This window comes from Pseudofulvibacter geojedonensis (assembly GCF_042675745.1).
Taxonomy (GTDB): domain Bacteria; phylum Bacteroidota; class Bacteroidia; order Flavobacteriales; family Flavobacteriaceae; genus Pseudofulvibacter; species Pseudofulvibacter geojedonensis.
In genome coordinates this window covers 240,645-257,940 of record NZ_JBHTJM010000010.1, presented here as the reverse complement: position 1 = coordinate 257,940, position 17,296 = coordinate 240,645, and the positions used below count along the sequence as shown (strand labels likewise).

The following is a 17,296-nucleotide window of genomic DNA, read 5'->3' as shown; positions in this document are numbered from 1 at the left end:
GATATATTTGAAACAACCTTTTAATTATTAAGAAAATGAAAAGAATTACCTTATTGAGTCTATTTATGACTTTATTCGCAATGAGTTCTTTGTTAGCTCAAAATGAAACTCAAAGAGTTCATGACCACAGAACTTGTGGTATGGAACAACACATGAGAGAGTTATTACAAAACCCTGATTTTGCTAGAGAATACGCTAGAAGGCAAGCAGCATTCAATGTAAAATACGAAGAAATTAAAACTCAAAAAGCAAACGGTACTTACGAGCGTAGAGCTACGCTTTATATACCAGTTGCAGTTCACTTCCCAACAGGATCAGAATCTGATAGGTCTTGTCTAGAAGCGCATGCTCAAACACAAATTGATGTTATTAATGCAGATTACACTAAAACCAATGCAGATCACGCTTCTAACTGGGCTGCTGCACAATCTCATTATCCAAATACAACTCCTGGATCCGTAGATGTTAAGTTTTGTATCGCAACCAAAAACCACCCAACTGTATCACCTGCTATTGCAGATGGTAATTTAGCAGTAACTATTGGTTCTCAATCTGGATCATATGCCTCTACAGATGTTAACACAACATGGGCTGGTTATATGAATTTTGTTATTAAAAATGCTGGAGATGGTATATTAGGATACTCTCCTTTAGGTGGTAGTATCTCTGGAGGACAGTGTGTTGTAATGAACTTTGGTTCTTATGGTACTGGTTCTGGATGTACTGGTTTTGTTCCACAGGCGCCATACAATTTAGGTAGAACTGTTACTCACGAGTTAGGTCACTTTTACAACTTAGACCACACTTTTAATGGTGGATGTACTGGTCCAAATGATAATGTAGCTGATACACCTGCTGTTGCAAACGCTACTTATGGTACGCCTGCACCGGGATCTGTTGCAGGATGTGTTGCTGGAGAAAAAGCACTTACTATGAACTATATGGATTATGTAAATGATTCACATATGTATATGTTCTCTGCTGGTCAAGCTACTAGAATGGAAGCTTATTTTGCTACTGTAGCTTCAGATTGGAAACAAAATGTACTTTCTTGTCAATCTCCAGATTTTACTGTAACTGCTAATAATAGTCCAGTTGCTGTATGTGCTGGTACAGACCCAGTATTTAACTTTACTTTTGCTACTACTAACGGTTATAATGCTACAACTAACTTAAGTGTATCTGCTGGATTACCTGCTGGGGCAACAGCTACATTTAACCCAACAAGTATGAACGCAGACGGAAACTTTACTTTAACTTTAACAGGTTCTATAGCTGCTGGAAATTACCCAATGACTATTTCTGCTGCGGGTACAACTACTAAAACTGTAGATGTTGTATTAAATGTTTCTGCTGGAACTCCTGCTGTACCAACTTTAACTTCTCCTGCAAACGGAGCTACAAATCAACCTTTAGCTACTACATTAACTTGGGGAGCTTCTGCTAACTCATCTACATATACAGTACAAACTGCTACTGATGCAGCTTTCACAGCAAATGTTACTACTAACAGTGTTAGTGCAACAACTTATAATGCTACTGGTTTAAATTCTAACACTCAATATTTCTGGAGAGTTAAAGCAGTAAACGGATGTGGAGAATCTGCTTATTCTTCGGTATTTAACTTTACAACTGCAACTGTTAACTGTAATGATCAGACTAATTCTAATTCAGTAGCTATACCAAATTCTACTGCAAATGGTACAGAAGCAGCTCCTGGAGTATCAACTATTACAATAGCAGCTGGAAACAACGTTAACATTACTGACGTAAATGTTACAATAGATATTACTTATGAATATATAAATGACTTAAGAGTTGAGTTAGAGCACCCTGATGGAACTAAAATTGATTTAATTAAAAATATAGATGACCAAAGCGGTCCTGGTGCAGGTAATCACTTTACTCAAACTGTTTTAGACGATGCTGGCACAACTGCTATAACTGCTGGAACAGCTCCATTTACAGGTACTTTTAGTCCAGAAAATCCTTTAAACGTATTAAACGGAAAAACTTCTCAAGGAGACTGGAAATTAAATGTTTACGACCAGTGGACAGATAGTACTGGTACTATTAACTCTTTTAAATTAGAAATTTGTGGTAACCCTGTGTTAAGTATTGAAGATGATATCTTTGCTGATAGTTTTGCCGTTTGGCCAAACCCAAATAACGGTAACTTCAATATTGCATTCAACAATGTAAATAAAGAAGCTATCTCTGTAGAATTATACGATATTAGAGGAAGAAAGATCTTTAACCAAGAATATACTCAAAACTCGTCTTTATTCAACCAATCATTTAACTTTAATAATTTAGATAGTGCTATCTACATTTTAAAAGTTAGAAAGGGTACTAAAGAAATAAACAAAAGAATTTTAATTAAATAATCGTTATTTAATCAAACTATTCAACCTATTAAAGGCTCGCAATTGCGAGCCTTTAGTTTTTACAAAAAGCTTTTAGTATCTTTGTAACATATTAAAAAAAATAGATGAAACTTGTATTACTCACTATAGGTCTATTAGCATTAGGTGTTTTAGGAATTGCTATCAAAATATGGGCTAAAAAAGACGGTAAATTTGCTGGAACTTGTGCTAGTCAAAATCCTGCCTTAAACCAAGAAGGAGAAGCTTGCGGTTTTTGTGGTAAGCCACCAGAAGAGTTCGGCTCTTGTAACGAACCTCAACACAAAGAATAATCTTTCCTTTTAAACCATAAGCTATGTTAGATGTACTTTTGTACACTTTTTTTGGAGTAACAGGTATTCTTCTTATTTATTATTTTTTTGTTTTTAGTCGTTTTGCCTTTAGCAAAACACTAAAGTCGAAAAACAATGCATTGCCTCCAGTTTCTGTAATTATTTGTGCAAAGAATGAAGCAGAAAATTTAAAAAAATTTTTACCTAATATCATTAATCAAGAGTATCCGAATTTTGAAATTGTTTTAATTAATGATGCTTCTTATGATGAATCTTTAGATCTCATGGAAGCGTTTCAAAAAAAACACTCTAATATTAAAATTGTTAATGTAGAAAATAACGAAGCCTTTTGGGGAAGTAAAAAATACGCACTTACCTTAGGTATAAAAGCTTCATCTTACGATTACCTTCTATTTACAGATGCAGATTGTATGCCAAAATCTAACCAATGGATTAAAGAAATGGCTAGTCAATTTTCTAACACTAAAAGTTTTATTTTGGGTTATGGTGCTTACCAGAAAAAAAAGTTTTCTTTATTGAATGCTTTAATCAGATTTGAAACTTTACAAACTGCAGTTCAGTATTTTTCTTATGCAAAAATAGGAAATCCATACATGGGTGTTGGGCGCAATCTTGCATATAAAAAACAAGATTTCTTTAAGATTAATGGTTTTATGAACCATATGAAAATTCGCTCTGGAGATGACGATTTATTCATAAATGAAGCAGCAACTGGAAAGCAAACAGTTATTGTTGATTCTGAAAAGTCTCACACAATATCTACTCCTTCAAAAAGCTTTAAAGAATGGTTTCAACAAAAAAGAAGACACATCTCTACAGCTAACTATTATAAAACAAAAGATCAGTTTTTTTTAGGCCTGTATTACATCTCTCAATTTATGTTTTGGATTTTAGCTAGTATTTTACTTGGCCTTTTATTTCAATGGGAAATAGTGCTTATTGTATTAAGCAGTAAACTACTTGTACAATACTTAGTATTTGGTTTTTCAGCTAAAAAACTCAAAGAACAAGATTTAACTTTTGCCCTCCCTTTTTTAGAAATATTTTTAATTATATTTCAATTAGTTATATTTATCACGAATAGTGTATCAAAACCAAATCATTGGAAGTAAATAAAGAAATATTACTAACTCAAATTGCAAAAGCCAAAAAGGGCAACCAAAGTGCTTTTAATTATTTATTAGATCATTTCTGGAACGAAGTTTATCGTTTTCAATTAAAAAGAACTGAAAACGAAACAGACGCAGAAGACATCACTATTCAAACTTTTTCTAAAGCTTTTCATAAAATTGATTTATTTGACGAGCAATATAAATTTAGCACTTGGCTAATTACCATTTCTAAAAATATTCATTATGACTTTTTACGAAAGAAAAAATCATCAATAAGCTCTCAAACCACTACCGATGATGATGATAAAGTATATTCTATTGCAGATCAATCTCCTTCGGCAGAAGACAAACTCATAAACGAACAGAATTTAGCAAAACTCCTAAAGGACATTAAAAAATTAAAACCTCATTATCAAGAGGTAATTCAGTTACGTTATTTTCAGGAAATGAGTTATAATGAAATTGCACAGGAAATTAATGAGCCTTTAAACAACGTAAAAGTTAAATTATTACGTGCCAGAAAATTATTAGCTGAAATTATTCAGAAAAAAAATGATTAAAAAATTAAAGTCTTTAGGCCCTGGACTATTATTTGCTGGAGCAGCCATAGGAGTTTCTCATTTGGTACAATCTACCAGAGCTGGAGCTGATTATGGTTTTAGCTTACTTTGGGCTTTATTTCTTATCAATATAATTAAATATCCTTTTTTTCAATTCGGACCTCGCTATGCACAAGCCACAGGAAATAGCTTGCTAGATGGGTATCAAAAGCTCGGAAAAGGTTTTTTAATTGCTTATTTCATTCTTACGCTAGCTACGATGTTTACCATTCAAACAGCAGTTACAATAGTTACAGCTGGATTAGCTACTACTCTTTTTGGTTTAAATCTCGGATTAGAAACTTGGTCCATTATTATAACTCTTATTTGTGCAGTAATTTTAATTATTGGTAAATTCAAAGTTCTTAACCAGCTAATGAAAGTAATTATCATTACTCTTACAATTAGTACTATTCTAGCTGTTTTCTTTGCATTTAACAACAATACACACCCTATTCAATTAACACAAATGCTGCCTAAAGAAGGTATTGGAATCGCTTTTCTAATTGCTTTTATGGGATGGATGCCAGCACCTCTAGATATTTCTATTTGGCATTCATTATGGGAAACAGAAAAACGAAACAATATAAGTGTAAAAAGTATCAAGTTATTTGATTTTAATACTGGGTATTTTACTACGATCATTCTTGGAGTTGCTTTTATTACTTTAGGTGCTATTGTCATGTACCCATCTGGAGAAAGTTTCTCTCCTAAAGGAGGAAAATTTGCCAATCAACTCATTAATTTATATCAAAAAAGTTTAGGAAGCAACTTCACTATAGTAATAGCTATAGCGGCGTTTACAACCATGTTTAGTACTACTCTCACTACTTTAGATGCTTCTCCCAGAGCTTTAGAAAAAACTACATCTTTACTATTCTCTAAAAATAACTCCTACAAATATTGGATGGCTATTTTAATTGCTGGAACTATTATTATTTTATCCCTATTACTTTCAGAAATGGGTTTATTAATCAAAATTGCTACTGTGCTATCTTTTTTAACAGCTCCTTTTTACGCCATAGCTAACTATATTCTTATCACCAGTAAACACACCCCTAATTTTGCTCAACCAAACTGGTTAATGAAATTATTTAGTTTAATAAGTATCGTACTACTATTTGCTTTTAGTATTTGGTATCTTACCACATTATAAGATTTACTAACTTTTTTCACTTATCTTTGCACCTCGTTAAGTGATTAAGGATCTATGAACACAGACAAAACAAGCGTATTACCACCTAAAGGAAAACCAAAATGGTTAAAAGTAAAACTTCCTGTTGGTAAAAAATATACCGAATTACGAGGATTGGTAGACAAGTACAAATTAAATACTATTTGTACATCTGGTAGTTGTCCTAATATGGGGGAATGCTGGGGAGAAGGAACAGCAACTTTTATGATTTTAGGCAATATTTGTACGCGTTCTTGTGGATTTTGTGGAGTTAAAACTGGCAGACCTGAAACTGTTGATTGGGATGAACCAGAGAAAGTAGCTCGTTCAATTAAAATAATGAACATAAAGCATGCTGTTTTAACTTCTGTAGACAGAGACGACTTAAAAGACATGGGAACCATTATTTGGACAGAAACAGTAAAAGCTGTAAGAAGAATGAGCCCACAAACAACTATGGAAACTTTAATTCCAGATTTTCAAGGTATTGAAAAACACCTAGATAAAATGATTGAGGTAGCTCCAGAAGTTATCTCTCACAATATGGAAACAGTTAGACGCTTAACTCGTGAAGTACGTATTCAAGCTAAATACGATAGAAGTTTAGGAGTTTTAAAATACTTAAAAGATAACGGACAAAGAAGAACCAAAACTGGCATCATGCTAGGCTTGGGTGAAACTAAAGAAGAAGTTATACAAACACTACATGATTTAGCTGAGGTTAATGTAGACATTGTAACTTTAGGTCAATACTTACAGCCGAGTAAAAAACATTTACCTGTTCAGCGATTTGTTACTCCTGATGAATTTAAAGAATACGAAGAGATAGGAAAATCTCTAGGTTTCAGGCATGTTGAAAGTGGTGCATTAGTTAGATCTTCTTATAAAGCTCATAAACACATCTTATAATTGAGTACTATCAAGATTGCAATAAACGGTTTCGGAAGAATAGGTAGAGGTTTATTTAGATTATTAATTAACCATACAAATATAGAAGTAGTGGCTATTAATGATTTGGCCAACACTAAAACCTTAGCTCATCTATTAAAATACGACAGTATTCATGGTATCTGCAGGTCCACTATTGAATCTAATGATAACAATTTAATAGTTGACAATAATTCTATTCCTGTTAGCAATGAATCAGATATTACTAAACTTAATTGGACAGATACACAACCTGACTTTGTAATAGAATGCTCCGGAAAATTTAAAACTTCCAATCAATTAAACTATCACATTAAAAATGGAGCTAAAAAAGTAATATTAGCGGTTCCTCCACAATCAGAAGATATAAAAATGGTTGTTTTAGGAGTTAACGAGGCAATTTTAGATGGAACAGAAACAATTATATCTAATGCCTCATGCACTACCAATAATGCGGCTCCTATGATACAAATAATAGAAAATTTATGTGGAATAGAGCAAGCTTACATAACTACTATACATTCTTTTACTACCGATCAAAGTTTACACGATCAACCTCATAGAGACTTAAGAAGAGCAAGAGCAGCAACTCAATCAATAGTTCCAACTACAACTGGAGCTGCCAAAGCATTGACAAAAATATTCCCTAACCTATCGAATGTAATTGGAGGTTGTGGAATAAGAGTACCCGTTCCTGATGGTTCTTTAACCGACATTACTTTCAATGTAAAAAAAGAAATCTCTATTGAAAAATTAAACTCGGCTTTTAAAAAGGCTTCAGAAACTAACTTAAAAGGAATACTTGCTTACACAGAAGATCCTATAGTTTCTGTAGATATACTTGGTAATCCTCATTCTTGTACTTTTGATGCTCAGCTAACATCAGTTATTGGTAAAATGGTGAAAATAGTTGGTTGGTACGATAATGAAATTGGTTACAGCAATAGACTTGTAGATTTAATTCTACACGCTCATAATATTTCAATTTAACTTTAATAAATATTGTATCTTTATTTTTTTAAGAAATAGATACACGTGAAGTACTTTTTAGCAACCCTATACATTTTAACTTATAGTTTAATAGGTTTTTCTCAAACTGAAACTCAAAGTAGTCAAGATAAAATATATAATTTACTGAATACTGCTAGAGAACTAAAAAAAGACCTAGATTACAGTGAAGCTGTTCGAGTTTGTAACGAGGCCCTAAATTTAGCCTCAGAAATAAAAGACTTTGAAAACGAGGCTATAGCCCACAGAATATTAGGAGAAATTTATCTCGATAATAAAAAGTATGATGATGCTTATTCTTCTTTACAAAAAGCTGCTAATAAACAAAGTAGGTATGAATTCAAAGAAGAACTTGCCAAAACGAGAAACACATTAGGTTTATTACACACTGAACAAGGCTACTATAAACAAGCAGAAAATTATTTTACCTCGGCATTAGACATTTATACCAGTTTACAATTATTTAGTAGTAAAACAGAAGTTTTAAAAAATATTGGAAAAGTATATCTAAATCAAAAAGATTACCAAAAAGCCAATGAAACTTTTGAAAAAGCATTTAAAGACGCTAGCAAGTATGCCCTAGAAGATACCAAAGCAGATATTTATTTACAAAATGCTAAAGCGTTGTTAGGGCTAGGTGAAATTTCTAAAGCTAAAGCTGATTGTATTGATGCTATAGACAGTGGTATGGCAAACGAATACCCTTGGATTGTAACTGAAGGACATATTGTTTTAAGTGAAATATTTGAAGCCAATAATCAAATACCCGAAGCTTTAAACGAACTAAAAAGACACAACAAGTTTAGAGATAGCATTTTTGATTTACGCAAAGACAGGATTACGGCATCTGAATTAGCTAAATTCGATTTTTCTGAAAAAGAAAAATTTATAGAACAACAAGATTTACTTATTCAAAAAAACCAAGAACAATTAAGAATAAATAGGAACTTAAATTTACTAGGGGCTGCCTTTCTTATTCTATTCTTAACTTTTATTTTATACCTATACAATAACAATAAAAAAAGAAAAAAAGCTAATATCTTATTGCGTGACACAAACAATCAACTAACTATTGCTAAAGATGAAGCCGAAAGAGCATCTAAAGCAAAGGCACAGTTTATGTCTACAGTTACCCACGAATTAAGAACTCCTTTATATGCTGTAACTGGATTAACAGATTTACTTTTAGAACAAAGCCCTACTCAAGAACAAGAGCAACATTTAAAGTCTCTACGTTTTTCGGGAGATTATTTGTTAAATTTTATCAACGATATGTTAGATGTTAATAAAATTGAAGCTAATAAAATAGAAATAGAAACCATACCTTTCAATCTTAAAAAACTATCTAGCAATGTTTTAGTAACACTAAACAAAGCAGCAGAAGACAACAAAACAAGCTTAAATCTTAATATAGACGAAAGTGTTCCTGAAAATGTTATGGGAGATAAACTTCGTATCTCTCAAGTTTTAATTAACCTGGTAAGCAACGCTATTAAATTTACAAAAAACGGAAAAGTAGATTTAAACATAAAAAAACTAGAACAGACAAATAATACTATTAGTTTATTATTAGAAGTAAAAGATAATGGTATTGGAATTTCTTATGACAAACAAGAACTTATTTTTGAAAGCTTTTCACAAGGATCAGTTCAAATTAACCGCAAATATGGAGGTACTGGATTAGGTCTTACTATAGTAAAAAACCTTTTAGAATTAATGGGTAGTAAAATTGAATTAAAAAGTGAGCCCGGTAAAGGAACTAATTTCTATTTTAAAATGAATTTTGAAATTGCTCCAGACCATGCAGTAACTCTTGAAGAAAATAATACCGAACCAGAAGATTTCTTAGAAACATTTAAAAACAAGCATATTTTACTCGTTGAAGATGTTAAAATAAACCAGTTAATTACTAAAAAGACTTTGGCTAAAAAAGAAATTACTTGTATAGCTGTAGACAATGGTACAGAAGCTATTAACCAAGCTAAAGAAAATAAATTCGACTTAATATTAATGGATATTCATATGCCCGGTATAAGCGGTATAGAAGCCACCACAGCAATAAGAAAATTTGACACACAAACTCCAATAATTGCCCTTACAGCTATTACTATAGATAAAAGGCAACAAGAAGAGTTTGACAATGCAGGTTTTGATGATATCTTATCTAAACCATTTAAATCAGATATTTTCTTTAACAAAGTTTATAATCAATTGAAGAAATAAAAACTGGCATACTTCTTGTTTAATAAGTAAGTGAGTTAGTTTTTTCAAGATTTTTTTATAAAAAAATCTAGTTTAGTTAGTTTTTTAAAGGCCTGTTTTTTGCAGGTCTTTTTTTATGTAATCAAAAATCATCTCATCAAACTCTTCATTATTATTCATAAATTGAGTTTGTATAGGTAAATACATTACATTTTTTAAACGATCTTTTAACCTCATGTAATCCTTTTCTGTGGTAATAACAAACTCTTTTCTAGCTAATAACTCTATATCCCTTTCAGAAAAATGGTGGTGATCGTTAAAAGCAATATGTTCGTATTTTAACTTCAAACTATTCAAATATCCAAGCAAAGGTCTAGGGTTTGCTATACCTGTAACCAATGTAAACGTGTTTTTCAAATCACGCAACACAAAAGATTTTTCATTATTAAAAATCTTTTCATCATATTTAATTGAGCTAAAAAAAACTTTTTGCCTCTTTAATGGCTGTATTCGTTTTAAAATCTCTTCTTGATCTAATTTACTTAGCTCTGTAGGACATTTAGTAACAATTATTACATCTGCCCTATTAGCTCCTTTTCTAGCCTCCCTTAAATTCCCTGTAGGTAAAATATAGTCGTCTACATACAAGTCATTATATTTAGTTAATAGCACATAAAATCCGGCCTTTACTTTTCTATGCTGATAAGCGTCATCTAATACGATTACCTCTGGATTAACAATATCCTGTAGTTTGTTTATTCCATTTTGTCTATCTGCATCTACTGCAACAGAGCATTTTTTATATTTAGAATAAAATTGCATAGGCTCGTCACCTAATTCATTAGAAGTCACTCCATCTTCTGCAAGAACAAACCCCTTACTTTTTCTTCTATACCCTCTACTAAGTGTAGCTAATTTATATTCATCTTGCAATAATCGTATTAAATATTCTACCATTGGCGACTTTCCAGTTCCTCCAACATTTAAGTTTCCAACTACTATTATAGGTAGCTTATATTTTTTAGATGACAATAATCCTATGTCGAAAAAATAGTTTCGAATAGAAGTTATTAAACCATATAAGATAGCAAATGGAAATAAAATTTTTCTGAGTCCTCGCATATTAACGAAAGTAAACTATCTTCTTGGCTCTGGCAAATTAGATTTTAGGTATATTTGAAAATCTAATTTTACAACTATGCAAATAGCTAACGTTATAGACTTTTTACAAGAACTTGCTCCCGAAGCTTATGCTGAAGATTTTGACAATGTAGGTTTACTTGTTGGTAATAAAAAAAATCAAGTAAATGGTATTTTAATTACTCATGACTGCTTAGAATCTATTGTTGATGAAGCAATTGAAAAAAAATGCAACCTAATTGTTAGTTTTCACCCAATAGTATTTTCAGGAATTAAAAAGTTTAACGGACAAGATTATGTAAACAGGGTTCTTATAAAAGCTATTAAAAATGATATCGCTATTTATGCCACACACACAGCGTTAGACAATGTTCTAAATGGTGTTAATAGTACAATTTGTGATAAATTAGGATTAATTAACAGAGAAATTTTAATTCCCAAAAAAAGCTTTATAAGGAAGCTAACCACATTTGTTCCTAAGGAAAATGCAAATGAATTACGAGATCGCTTATTTGAAGTGGGGGCAGGAAATATTGGTAATTATAGCAACTGTAGTTTTTCTATTGAAGGAAGTGGAACCTTTAAAGGGAATAACAACTCTAATCCTGTTATTGGGGAAAGAGGGAAATTGCATATCGAAAAAGAGATTCAGATTGGTATTACGTTTGAAAAACATTTAGAGTCTAAGATATTAAATATTTTGTTTACCCATCATCCTTATGAAGAGGTCGCTTATGAAATTACCACTCTAGAAAATAAATATCAAAATATAGGAATGGGTATGGTTGGTGAACTAACATCGTCTATAGATGAAAAAGAATTCCTCCCATTTTTAAAAACAAATATGAATACTGACTGCATTAGGCATAGCAATTTGTTAGGTAAAAGCATAAAAAAAATAGCTGTTTTAGGTGGATCTGGTGCTTTTGCTATTAAAGCCGCAAAAAGAGCTGGAGCAGATGCCTTTATAACAGCCGACTTAAAATACCACGATTTTTATCAAGCAGAACAAAGCATTTTATTATGCGATATAGGTCATTATGAAAGCGAACAGTACACAAAATCACTTTTATATGAGTATCTTACCAAAAAAATTGCTAATTTTGCACCTGCCTTACCGGCAAGCAGTATCATTTTATCAGATTTAAATACAAATCCAGTCAACTATTTTTAAGATATGGCAAAGAAGAAAGAAGCTACAGTAGAAGAAAAGTTAAGAGCATTATACGATTTGCAATTAATAGATTCTCGCGTGGATGAAATTAGAAACGTAAGAGGAGAACTTCCTTTAGAAGTTGAAGATTTAGAAGACGAAGTAGCGGGTTTAAACACTAGATTAGAAAAGTTTAATGCTGATATTGAAACTTTAACTTCAGAAATTAGTGCTAAGAAAATTACTATTGATGAAGCTAAAGCTTTAATTAAAAAATACAGCGAACAACAAAAGAATGTTCGTAACAACAGAGAATTTAGCTCTTTAACTAAAGAAGTTGAATTTCAAGAATTAGAAATTCAATTAGCTGAAAAGCATATTAAAGAATTTAAAGCACAAATAGAGCACAAAAACGAAGTTATTAACCAAACTAAAGATCGTTTAGGTGATAAAGAATCGCATTTAAAACACAAAAAAAATGAATTAAATGAGATCTTAGCCGAAACAGAAAAAGAAGAAGAAGCTCTATTAGAGAAATCTGCTAAATACGAAAAGCAAATAGAAGATCGTTTAGTTAAGGCTTATAAGCGTATTAGGAACAACGTTAAAAATGGTTTAGCTGTTGTTCCTGTTGAACGTGGAGCTGCTGGAGGTTCTTACTTTACAATACCGCCACAAGTACAAGCTGAAATCGCTGGACGTAAAAAAATAATTACTGACGAACACTCAGGAAGAATTTTAGTTGATCCTGAATTAGCTACTGAGCAAAAAGTAAAAATGGAAAAAATGTTTGCTAAACTATAATTAGCAACTTTAAACATACAAAAGCTGCCTTATCAGGTAGCTTTTTTTATTACCTTTATTTAGATGCCTGACAAACCACAATTAAAAAGAATTAACAAATACCTAAGCGAAATAGGTTACTGCTCTCGTAGAGCAGCCGATAAACTTATAGACGAAGGAAGAGTAACCATTAACGGATCTATTCCAGAAATGGGTACTAAAATAGCCCCTGAAGATATTGTAAAAGTAGATGGAAAATTAGTTAACAACAACAATGAAAAACCTGTTTACATAGCTTTTAACAAACCTATTGGTATTGTTTGCACTACAGACACACGAGTAGAAAAAGACAATATTATAGATTATATAAATTATCCTACTCGTATTTTCCCTATTGGTCGATTAGACAAACCTAGTGAAGGACTTATTTTTCTAACTAACGATGGAGACATTGTAAATAAAATATTAAGGGCTCGTAATAATCATGAAAAAGAATATTTAGTAACCGTAGATAAACCTATTACTAAAGTCTTTATCCAGAAAATGAGTAATGGAGTTCCTATTTTAGACACAATTACAAGAGAGTGTGAAGTTGAACAAGTAAGTAAATTTATCTTCAGAATAGTACTTACACAAGGTTTAAATAGACAAATACGTAGAATGTGTGAATATTTAGGCTACGAAGTAACTAAACTTAAACGTGTACGTATCATGAATATTAGCTTAGATGTTCCTGTTGGCAAATGGCGAGATATTACTCCTAAAGAACTCAAAGAATTGAATAGACTTACAGAAGATTCTAGTAAAACTGTTTAAAAAAAAAGCCTTGTAATTTGTTACAAGGCTTTTTTTGTTTATTTATTTGCTTTATGCCTCTCTCTAGCCAACAAAGTATTTTTCATTAGCATTGCAATTGTCATAGGTCCAACACCTCCAGGAACAGGAGTGATGTAACTTGCTTTTTTAGAGACATTTTCGAAATCTACATCTCCTTTTATTACATACCCTCTTTTAGCATTTTCATCTGGAACTCTAGTAATCCCAACATCTATAATAACCGCATCATCTTTAACCATCTCTGCCTTTAAGAAATCTGGTATCCCTAAAGCCGAAATAACTATATCTGCTTGACTAATAATCTGTGTAATATTTTTGGTATGACTATGCGTTAAGGTTACCGTAGAATTACCAGGCCAACCTTTACGTCCCATTAAAATACTCATCGGTCTTCCTACAATATGACTACGACCAATAACAACTGTATGCTTACCTTTTGTATCTACATTATAACGCTCTAACAACTCTAAAATTCCGAATGGAGTTGCTGGAATAAACGTACTCATATCTAAAGCCATTTTTCCGAAATTTGTTGGATGAAAACCATCTACATCTTTATCTGGATGAATAGCCATTAATATTTTCTGATCATCAATCTGTTTAGGCAAAGGTAATTGAACAATAAATCCATCTATATGATCATCTTCATTCAACTGCTTTATTTTATTCAATAGTTCTACTTCACTAGTAGTACTTGGCATTTGAACCAAAGTAGACTCAAAACCTACACGTTCGCAAGATCTTACTTTTGAATTTACATAAGTTAAACTGGCACCGTCATTACCTACTATTACTGCTGCTAAATGAGGAACCTTCTCTCCTCTTTCTTTCATTTTTTTTACTTCTACAGCAATTTCATCTTTAATGTCGTTACTTACTTTTTTTCCATCAAGTAATGTCATAGTTGTTGTGTTGTGTGTTATATATAATTAAAAAGCGCTGTCTAGTTATTGACAGCGCATATTTTTATCTCATTCCTTTCATCATTTGCATCATCTTCTTTCCGCCTCCGCCTTGCATCATCTTCATCATCTTGCTCATTTGGTTAAACTGTTTTAACAACTGGTTTACCTCTTGCACAGACCTTCCTGCTCCTTTAGCAATTCTTTTCTTTCTACTAGCATTGATCGTTGCTGGCTTAGTTCTCTCACCTGGAGTCATTGAGTAAATTATAGCTTCAATATGCTTAAAAGCATCATCGTCTATATCAATTCCTTTCATAGCTTTAGAAGCACCTGGTATCATTCCCATTAAGTCCTTCATATTACCCATTTTCTTAACCTGTTGTATTTGGCTTAAAAAATCATCAAACCCGAACTGGTTTTTAGCAATTTTCTTCTGTAATTTTCTCGCCTCTTCTTCATCAAACTGCTCTTGCGCTCTCTCTACTAAAGACACAACATCTCCCATCCCTAAGATACGATCTGCCATACGTGATGGATGGAAAACATCTATTGCTTCCATCTTCTCCCCTGTACCAATAAACTTTATTGGCTTGTTAACTACAGATTTAATAGAAATAGCAGCTCCACCACGAGTATCACCATCTAACTTGGTTAATATAACCCCATCAAAATTTAATACATCATTAAATGCTTTGGCTGTATTAACCGCATCTTGACCTGTCATAGAATCTACAACAAACAAGGTCTCTTGTGGTTGAATTGCTTTATGAATATTAGAAATCTCTGTCATCATTTCTTCGTCTACTGCTAAACGACCAGCGGTATCGACAATAACAACATTATGTCCGTTAGCTTTTGCATGTGCAATACCTGCTTGTGCAATAGCAACTGGATCATTGTTCCCTCTATCTGAAAAGACATCTACCTTTATTTGATCTCCTACAACATGTAACTGATCTATTGCAGCCGGACGATACACATCACAAGCTACTAATAATGGTTTCTTTGTTTTTTTAGTTTTTAAATAGTTTGCTAATTTACCCGAAAAAGTAGTTTTACCAGATCCCTGTAAACCAGACATTAAAATAACAGTTGGCGTACCAGATAAATTAACACCTGCTGCATCACCACCCATTAATTCGGTTAGCTCATCTTTAACAATTTTTACCATTAACTGCCCTGGTTGCAATGTAGTTAATACATCAGATCCAATGGCTTTTTCCTTTACTCTTTTGGTAAACTCTTTGGCTATTTTAAAGTTAACATCGGCATCTAATAAAGCTCTACGTACTTCTTTTAAAGTTTCAGCAACATTTACTTCTGTAATACTACCATGACCTTTTAACACGTGTAGCGCCTTATCTAACTTCTCACTTAAATTATTAAACATAAACTATTTCTGTTTTTAAGAAATGCAAAGATAATGGAAATGCAATGAGTAGCAAAAAGTAATCTATAAGAAATACAAGCTTTCTATTGATAAAAATTGTAATTTTAAACACATAATCAACACAATAACAAATTTAATGTTTAAAAAACTTCTTTACCTTATTCTTTTTACTTCATTAAGTACTTATTCACAAAAAGCCAAACTGCCAGAAAGTAAGTATGTAGATATTGAAGTTAAGAACAGCTTGGTTTATGCTGTTTCTAAAACCAATAAATTAGTTGTATGGGATATGAAAGATGGTTCTATAAAATACATCAAAAAGAACATATCTTGCGTTACTAAAACTAAAAAAGATGATATATACTGTGCAACAACAGACGGTGAAATCTTTAAAGAAACAAGTACTAATAAATGGAAAAAAGAAGGTGGTTTTACAGGGAAACCTTATGCTATTTTTAAAACCAAAAACAACCAAATAGCTTCATTATCTAGTAAGGGTATAAAATTTAATAGCAAGTACTTTTTACCTACCGAAAAACACAGAATTGGCAATGGAATTTATAGCTACAAAAACAACAAACTTAGAAAACCTAACTTAACCTATATAGATTCTAAAGACCGTATTTGGATTAGTTATGACTTTGGTAAATTTTCTGAGGTCTTTATTTTCGACACTAAAAAAAGTTCTTATGTAAACAATAAATTACTTCTTGTTCCTGATGATAAGAAAGATTATAATAGCAAAGAAGAATACATGGCTGTTTTAAGAAAGAAACAACTAAAAAAGTATGACTTCTATATAAAAAAAGAAGGGAAAGAATATAGTTTTAAATTCCCCGTGGAAGCACCTCTATATTTTGGTCTGAAGTCTATTTGTCAAGATGAAAAAGGGAATTATTACTTTAGCGAGGGTTTACCATATTCGCATAGAAATAGTGGAATATTTGCTTATACTAAAACTCCAACCAAGGACTTTTACCAGGCAAAAGAGCATTTAGAAAAACAACTAAAACTCCAACGTAATGAGATTATTGGGCAGGTAGCCTTTAATTCTTATGATAAATCTTTGTATTACTACTCTAATTATGGATTTTATAAAATAACTAAAAAAGAAGGGCAGTTAAATAATGAACTTATTATAGATCCTAATGTCCTACTATATGAAGGTGCTATCTCTCATGAGTACGGAAAACTAATTAACGTGAAAAAGATTGTCTTTACTGGAGAAGAACAATTTGTTTTCTTAACTTCTCAATACGGTTTTGGCCATTTCGACGGTTCGAATATCAACTTATATAATTAACATCCTTAAGCTTCAAATAAAAAAGGTTGATTTGTTTAAAATCA

The 17,296-nt window shown here is 31.9% G+C and carries 15 protein-coding genes; 12 read left to right on the top strand and 3 right to left on the bottom strand.

Translation table 11 applies throughout. The features are described from left to right. Positions 1 to 35: 35 nt before the first annotated feature. The 8 genes from ACFQ1O_RS13125 to ACFQ1O_RS13090 all read left to right on the top strand — a co-directional run bounded on the left by ACFQ1O_RS13125 (position 36) and on the right by ACFQ1O_RS13090 (position 9,762). Complete coding sequence (locus tag ACFQ1O_RS13125; RefSeq protein ID WP_377716621.1) at positions 36 to 2,387, top strand: zinc-dependent metalloprotease; 2,352 nt, start codon at positions 36 to 38, stop codon at positions 2,385 to 2,387. A 104-nt stretch (positions 2,388 to 2,491) separates the two neighbouring features. Beyond that, complete coding sequence (locus ACFQ1O_RS13120) at positions 2,492 to 2,698, top strand: membrane or secreted protein (RefSeq protein WP_377716619.1); 207 nt, start codon at positions 2,492 to 2,494, stop codon at positions 2,696 to 2,698. A gap of 23 nt (positions 2,699 to 2,721) precedes the next feature. Beyond that, on the top strand, positions 2,722 to 3,831 hold the full coding sequence (locus tag ACFQ1O_RS13115; protein WP_377716617.1) for a glycosyltransferase: 1,110 nt from the start codon (positions 2,722 to 2,724) through the stop codon (positions 3,829 to 3,831). After that, positions 3,822 to 4,391: an RNA polymerase sigma factor gene (locus tag ACFQ1O_RS13110; RefSeq protein WP_377716615.1), complete on the top strand. Its 570-nt coding sequence runs from the start codon at positions 3,822 to 3,824 to the stop codon at positions 4,389 to 4,391. The genes ACFQ1O_RS13115 and ACFQ1O_RS13110 overlap by 10 nt, the downstream gene beginning before the upstream one ends. Further along, positions 4,384 to 5,586, top strand: coding sequence for an Nramp family divalent metal transporter (locus ACFQ1O_RS13105; RefSeq protein WP_377716613.1), 1,203 nt, complete (start codon positions 4,384 to 4,386; stop codon positions 5,584 to 5,586). Before ACFQ1O_RS13110 ends, ACFQ1O_RS13105 begins: the two co-directional genes overlap by 8 nt. A gap of 54 nt (positions 5,587 to 5,640) precedes the next feature. Next, on the top strand, positions 5,641 to 6,513 hold the full coding sequence (lipA, locus tag ACFQ1O_RS13100) for a lipoyl synthase (protein WP_377716611.1): 873 nt from the start codon (positions 5,641 to 5,643) through the stop codon (positions 6,511 to 6,513). Further along, positions 6,514 to 7,521, top strand: a complete 1,008-nt coding sequence (gap, locus tag ACFQ1O_RS13095) for a type I glyceraldehyde-3-phosphate dehydrogenase (protein ID WP_377716609.1) — start codon at positions 6,514 to 6,516, stop codon at positions 7,519 to 7,521. It begins immediately after the preceding gene. Positions 7,522 to 7,566: 45 nt separating this feature from the next. Continuing rightward, on the top strand, positions 7,567 to 9,762 hold the full coding sequence (locus ACFQ1O_RS13090) for a tetratricopeptide repeat-containing hybrid sensor histidine kinase/response regulator (protein ID WP_377716607.1): 2,196 nt from the start codon (positions 7,567 to 7,569) through the stop codon (positions 9,760 to 9,762). An 84-nt stretch (positions 9,763 to 9,846) separates the two neighbouring features. On the opposite strand, the gene lpxK is transcribed toward ACFQ1O_RS13090, so the two are convergent. Then, on the bottom strand, positions 9,847 to 10,863 hold the full coding sequence (lpxK, locus tag ACFQ1O_RS13085; protein ID WP_377716605.1) for a tetraacyldisaccharide 4'-kinase: 1,017 nt from the start codon (positions 10,861 to 10,863) through the stop codon (positions 9,847 to 9,849). 76 nt (positions 10,864 to 10,939) lie between these two features. On the opposite strand from lpxK, the gene ACFQ1O_RS13080 reads away from it, so the two are divergent. The 3 genes from ACFQ1O_RS13080 (at position 10,940) to rluF (ending at position 13,633) form a co-directional block, all read left to right on the top strand. After that, entirely contained in the window at positions 10,940 to 12,055 is a 1,116-nt protein-coding gene (locus ACFQ1O_RS13080) for a Nif3-like dinuclear metal center hexameric protein (RefSeq protein WP_377716603.1), read from the top strand. A gap of 3 nt (positions 12,056 to 12,058) precedes the next feature. Further along, positions 12,059 to 12,838, top strand: coding sequence for a zinc ribbon domain-containing protein (locus ACFQ1O_RS13075; RefSeq protein ID WP_377716601.1), 780 nt, complete (start codon positions 12,059 to 12,061; stop codon positions 12,836 to 12,838). Between the two features lie 63 nt (positions 12,839 to 12,901). After that, positions 12,902 to 13,633, top strand: a complete 732-nt coding sequence (rluF, locus tag ACFQ1O_RS13070) for a 23S rRNA pseudouridine(2604) synthase RluF (RefSeq protein WP_377716599.1) — start codon at positions 12,902 to 12,904, stop codon at positions 13,631 to 13,633. A 38-nt stretch (positions 13,634 to 13,671) separates the two neighbouring features. Here rluF and ACFQ1O_RS13065 read toward each other — a convergent pair whose 3' ends face one another. Both ACFQ1O_RS13065 and ffh read right to left on the bottom strand, forming a co-directional pair. Then, positions 13,672 to 14,556: a bifunctional 5,10-methylenetetrahydrofolate dehydrogenase/5,10-methenyltetrahydrofolate cyclohydrolase gene (locus ACFQ1O_RS13065; protein ID WP_377716597.1), complete on the bottom strand. Its 885-nt coding sequence runs from the start codon at positions 14,554 to 14,556 to the stop codon at positions 13,672 to 13,674. A gap of 64 nt (positions 14,557 to 14,620) precedes the next feature. After that, on the bottom strand, positions 14,621 to 15,949 hold the full coding sequence (ffh, locus tag ACFQ1O_RS13060) for a signal recognition particle protein (protein ID WP_377716595.1): 1,329 nt from the start codon (positions 15,947 to 15,949) through the stop codon (positions 14,621 to 14,623). A 136-nt stretch (positions 15,950 to 16,085) separates the two neighbouring features. Here ffh and ACFQ1O_RS13055 point away from each other — a divergent pair, with 136 nt between their 5' ends. After that, positions 16,086 to 17,252 carry a hypothetical protein gene (locus ACFQ1O_RS13055; RefSeq protein WP_377716593.1) on the top strand — a complete coding sequence of 389 codons (1,167 nt, stop codon included), beginning with the start codon at positions 16,086 to 16,088 and terminating at the stop codon, positions 17,250 to 17,252. Positions 17,253 to 17,296: the final 44 nt, after the last annotated feature.